Source organism: Microbacterium sp. GXF6406, from assembly GCF_054798215.1.
In genome coordinates, this window is record NZ_JBSJZH010000041.1 from 1 (window position 1) to 4,606 (window position 4,606).

Genomic DNA, 4,606 nt, shown 5'->3' on the forward strand with positions numbered 1-4,606 from the left:
TGACGAACTATGTTGCCAGATCGCTACTCGAAGCCGGAGGATTCAGACCCCACCTACACCCTCGATTGCGATGAGCCCCTTTAGAGAGCTGGCGTTCTGCAGCAAAGATCGAACCTCACCGAGGGCGTTCGATCGGCATCACATGAGGCAGGAAGTGCAGTCTGCTGGATTCGAACGCCGATCTGCCGGAAATTACTCTGCGTCTGTATACCCGGTGATCGTCGGTGGAAGCTGTCATTGGAGACCATGCTGTTGAGATCCGCTCGCTGAGCTTCGGAGCGGCCGTTGATGGAGTCCCTTTGTCAGCTGATCTCTGCAACGCGATTTCGCGTGCAATCTCAATCTCGCCCAGGTGTGGTCGAGCTCACCTGCCGGTTCCTCCGACTGGCAGATGAGCTCGACCACCATGCCCTAGTACAGGCTTTCCGGGGTCTGAGGGCAGTTCTTCTCAAGCGTGGCATACGTTGCTGGATCAGGCCGAACCTCTTCGTAAGGGGACCATGCCCCTCCCGTCTCAAGGAAGACCTCCCAGCTGGGTGGGGTTACAACGACGCTAGCGCCGTTGGCCTCGAGACAATCGATCAGTTCATCTGACCGGTACTTGTAAAGAGACTCCAGCTGATCTTCTGTCAAGGGCTCCATGTACTTCTGGGCAACCGGATAGCTCATTTCGCATACATACTGAGCGAGTCTGAACGACTTTGCGAGACTTTCGTCGGAGACGGCACTGAAATCGACCCCCTCGCCGTCAGGTGTCTTCGTGACGCTATACCCTGCCGTGTTGAGACACGCAACTAACGTATCCGCCCAATCATTAAGATCGATCACTCGGACTACCTCAACTGAGGGAGGGTTATCGATGCCAAGCTGCGTCGCCAACTCAACTGACGATTTTTCCAAATAGTCATCGCTTACCGCCGACCCGGTCGGATCGGCAGAAAACGGTTTCTCTGTTGATGCACCAGAGCTGCACCCACAGATTGAACCGATTACGAGCAATGTAGCTAGCGGGAGGACCGCACGAACTTTACGTTTCATTCGTGTGGATTTCTGAGTAATGGGAGGCTATGAACGGCACCAAGCGGGCGCTCCATCTACATCACCATTTACGGTGTAAACATCGTACTGAATAGTCGATGTGGTCGGGTAGGTGGTGCGCCACTTGTAGGTGGAGCCATTCGACCACCTTGCCTCGGACCATGCGTATCCGGTACCCTTCCGCCACTGATGGATCGCCGTGCCCTTCGCGTGTGACTGGAAGGTGTCATATGGTGCTGTCCCCGATGATGAGCACGACCAGGAGTTACCGGTGATTGACGAGAAGGCATTCGCTGCTGTCGCTGGCAGGATTGCCAGCACGCCACAGAGTAAGCCAGCTGTGATGAAACCGGTCTTTTTCTTCATCTTGTCCCCTTTTACGTGAGTCGAATGATTCACAAGGTATCCCAAGCAGACACTCAGCGGAACCAGTTCGGTAATAATCCGCCCGTGGAGCAATGGGGACCTGCACCGGTCCCCATCACCGATCCATGTACGTGTGATGATGACACGTGTGATGACACTCAACGTAGCTCGTAAGCCGGCTATCACTGTGGTTGCAGTGGTCGCGGCGCTTGCGCTGGGGGCCGGGACTGTATGGGCGGCGTTAACCGCATTACGTCCGGCCGAAGACCCGTCGGAGCCGCTCCCGTATACATATGTTGCCGTCGCCGACGGGGCGGTAGGTTCAGAGATGTCCCTGAGCGCTGTCGCTGAGTGGAAGCTTGCCCCTGTGGGTGACAATCGTGCCGAAGGCGTGGTGACGAGCATCGAGACCTCGGCTGGTGCCGAGGTACGACAGGGCTCTGTGCTGTATTCGGTAGATTTGCGTCCGGTCGTGGTCGCCGAGGGTGCAGTACCAGCATTCCGCTCGATCGGGGAGGGGACGACGGGACCTGACGTCGAGCAACTCCAACAGATGCTTGCCGACCTTGGGTTCTACAACAACGCAATAGACGGCGAGGCAGGGTCCGGCACGGTAGCCGCGATCAAAGCGTGGCAGAAGTCGTTAGACCTGGATCAAAGCGGCATTGTCGAAGCTAGCGATGTGGTCTTCGTTCCGACCATCCCAACTCGCGTGGCGCTAGACAGCAAAGTGGTCTTCCGCGGCGCATCGCTTGGCGGTGGAGAACCAGTAGTGCTGGGACTGTCGACAGTGCCGATCTTCACGGTTCCGGTTACGGATGCGCAGGCGGCGATGATACCGACTGGTTCGCGGGTGGAAATTACGAGCCCGAATGGTGCTGTGTGGGAAGGATTCACAGCCGAACAGGTGCGTGACGCGGAGACGCAGACGCTGGCGCTAACCCTGATGGGCGCAGAGGGTGCAGTGATCTGTGCAGAAGCATGTGCAGAGATTCCTGTAGGACAGCAGACGCTATTGCCATCTCGGATCATCACAACAGACGAAGTGATTGGCTTGGTCGTGCCGTCGGCAGCATTGATCACTACTGCGGACGGGCAGATCGCCGTAGTTGATGAAGAAAGCCGACGTATCCCGGTCGTGGTGATCGCATCGGCGCGCGGAATGTCGGTCATAGAGGGAGTCGACCGAGGTACACACGTTCGGGTACCCGCGAAAGAAGACGGACAGGCAGGATGATGATGCCGATCGTCGATTGCCCCCCGTCGGACGCGGACACTGATTTCGTTCTAGAAGCACGTGAACTGGTGTTCGAGTACGTGCCTGGAACACCAGTGTTGGATGGCTGGTCAGCGGGGTTCCCGTCCGGATCAATGACAGCGCTGACTGGTCCATCAGGGCGTGGAAAGTCGACAGTGCTGTATCTACTCGGGTTGATGTTACGACCCACGATTGGAGAGGTTCTTGTTGATGGGATTCCGGTATCAACGCTACGTGACGCGACACGTGCTCGGCTACGGGCCGAGCAGTTCGGTTTTGTGTTCCAGGATGCGGCGCTAGACACGACACGGACCGTCCTTGACAACGTTACCGAGACAGCACTGTATAGAGGAGAACCACGGAATAAAGCACGCGCATTGGAACTGCTCGATCAGCTCGGTGTTAAGGTCCCCCCGCATCGTAAGCCCGGTCAGGTTTCGGGTGGGCAGGCCCAGCGGATCGCCCTGTCTCGCGCACTGCTAAACCGGCCAAGGGTCCTACTCGCCGACGAACCGACCGGCAATCTAGATCCGACCACGAGCACGCTCGTGGTCAACACGCTCCGTGAGCACGCCCGATCCGGCGCTGCCGTTATCGTTGTCACGCACGCACCTGATGTCGCTGCAATATGTGATCGAGAGGTCCGCCTATGATTCTTGGTCAGATAATACGCGAGGCGGTCGTGGCAGCGCGGTCACAGCCGGTCGCATCGGTGGTCACAATCCTGACGGTAATTGGGATGATCCTGGCGGTCATGCTAACTACCGGGCGTACCGTGGGCGCTGAGGAACAGGTCCTTGGGTCGATCGATTCTGCAGGGACTCGCTCCATCACCATTCGTGCGGAAGACGGTGCTGGTGTCAACAGTGCTGTGCTCGACCGTATCCGCGACATCACTGGCATCGAATGGGCTGGTGCGTTCTCATCTGCCATCGACGCAACAAACAGCTCTGTGGTGGAGGGCACGCGCGTGCCCGTCCGCTATGCATACAGTGACAATTTTGACCACCTCGACGTACCCGCTCAGTCGCCTGTGCCCGGTGGCCTAGCTTATGCGTCTGCGGCATCGCTTGACCTGCTTGGGCTCCCAGACATCGCCGGTTCGATCACTCTCACCACGGGGGCGAGCTACGCTGTTGCGGGCCAAATCATTACCCCCGAATACCTGGCCAAGTTCGAACCACTCGTCCTTATTCCCCAGCCCATGGCAACTGGAACAGAGCGCGTCGATCTGCTTGTCGTCGTTGCTGAACGCCCTGACCTCGTCGCGCCAGTCAGCGCTGCTGTGATGTCTGTGCTCGGTGCCGACGACCCAACCAAGGTTACTGTGCAAACCAGCGAAGCACTCGCGCAATTGCGTAGCGTTATCCAAGGTCAACTCGGTGGATTCTCTCGGAACCTCGTGATCGTGATCATTGCCCTTACCGGCGCGCTTCTCGCGATTCTGCTATACGGGCTTGTCATGATGCGCCGTAAAGATTTCGGGCGCCGCCGAGCACTCGGCGCCACACGAAGCCTTATTGTCACACTCCTCCTCGCGCAGACTGCAGCCCTAACTACGGTCGGCATTCTGCTCGGGATGACCACAGCCATCATCATCCTTATTAGCACCGACGACCCCTTGCCCAGCGCCGACTTCATCGTTGCCCTCGCTGTTCTCACTCTCACCGCTACCCTCATCGCCGCACTCATTCCGGCGCTTATCGCCAGCCGCCGCGAACCTATTCGTGAACTTCGCGTGCCATAGGGAATCGTGGCCGCCGCGTCGGTAGATCCCACAAGTTCACGGTCGAATCGTGAATGCCGCATGATGCGCTTGAAGGCACAGACTCGTGCCGCACCTACGTTGGTGTGACGGGCCCTTTGAGGGCTCTTCGGACATTCGGTGGGGTCATGGGGTGAGGCCGCCGGCGGCGAGGAGCATGCGGAGCCTGTAGTTGTCGC

The 4,606-nt window shown here is 58.2% G+C and carries 3 protein-coding genes; all 3 read left to right on the top strand.

Translation table 11 applies throughout. The features are described 5' to 3' along the window. The first annotated feature begins 1,555 nt into the window (after positions 1 to 1,555). The 3 genes from ACWAUG_RS13370 to ACWAUG_RS13380 are packed head-to-tail and all read left to right on the top strand — an operon-like array spanning position 1,556 to position 4,409. Positions 1,556 to 2,641, top strand: a complete 1,086-nt coding sequence (locus tag ACWAUG_RS13370; protein ID WP_460802803.1) for a peptidoglycan-binding protein — start codon at positions 1,556 to 1,558, stop codon at positions 2,639 to 2,641. 2 nt (positions 2,642 to 2,643) lie between these two features. Beyond that, complete coding sequence (locus ACWAUG_RS13375) at positions 2,644 to 3,315, top strand: ABC transporter ATP-binding protein (RefSeq protein WP_460802800.1); 672 nt, start codon at positions 2,644 to 2,646, stop codon at positions 3,313 to 3,315. After that, positions 3,312 to 4,409, top strand: a complete 1,098-nt coding sequence (locus tag ACWAUG_RS13380) for an ABC transporter permease (protein ID WP_460802801.1) — start codon at positions 3,312 to 3,314, stop codon at positions 4,407 to 4,409. Before ACWAUG_RS13375 ends, ACWAUG_RS13380 begins: the two co-directional genes overlap by 4 nt. Positions 4,410 to 4,606 lie beyond the last annotated feature (197 nt).

Bases quoted from the DNA above. Each gene is read 5' to 3' on its own strand.
- ACWAUG_RS13370 (WP_460802803.1), top strand. From the start codon at position 1,556: ATGACACTCAACGTAGCTCGTAAGCCGGCTATCACTGTGGTTGCAGTG.
- ACWAUG_RS13375 (WP_460802800.1), top strand. From the start codon at position 2,644: ATGCCGATCGTCGATTGCCCCCCGTCGGACGCGGACACTGATTTCGTT.
- ACWAUG_RS13380 (WP_460802801.1), top strand. From the start codon at position 3,312: ATGATTCTTGGTCAGATAATACGCGAGGCGGTCGTGGCAGCGCGGTCA.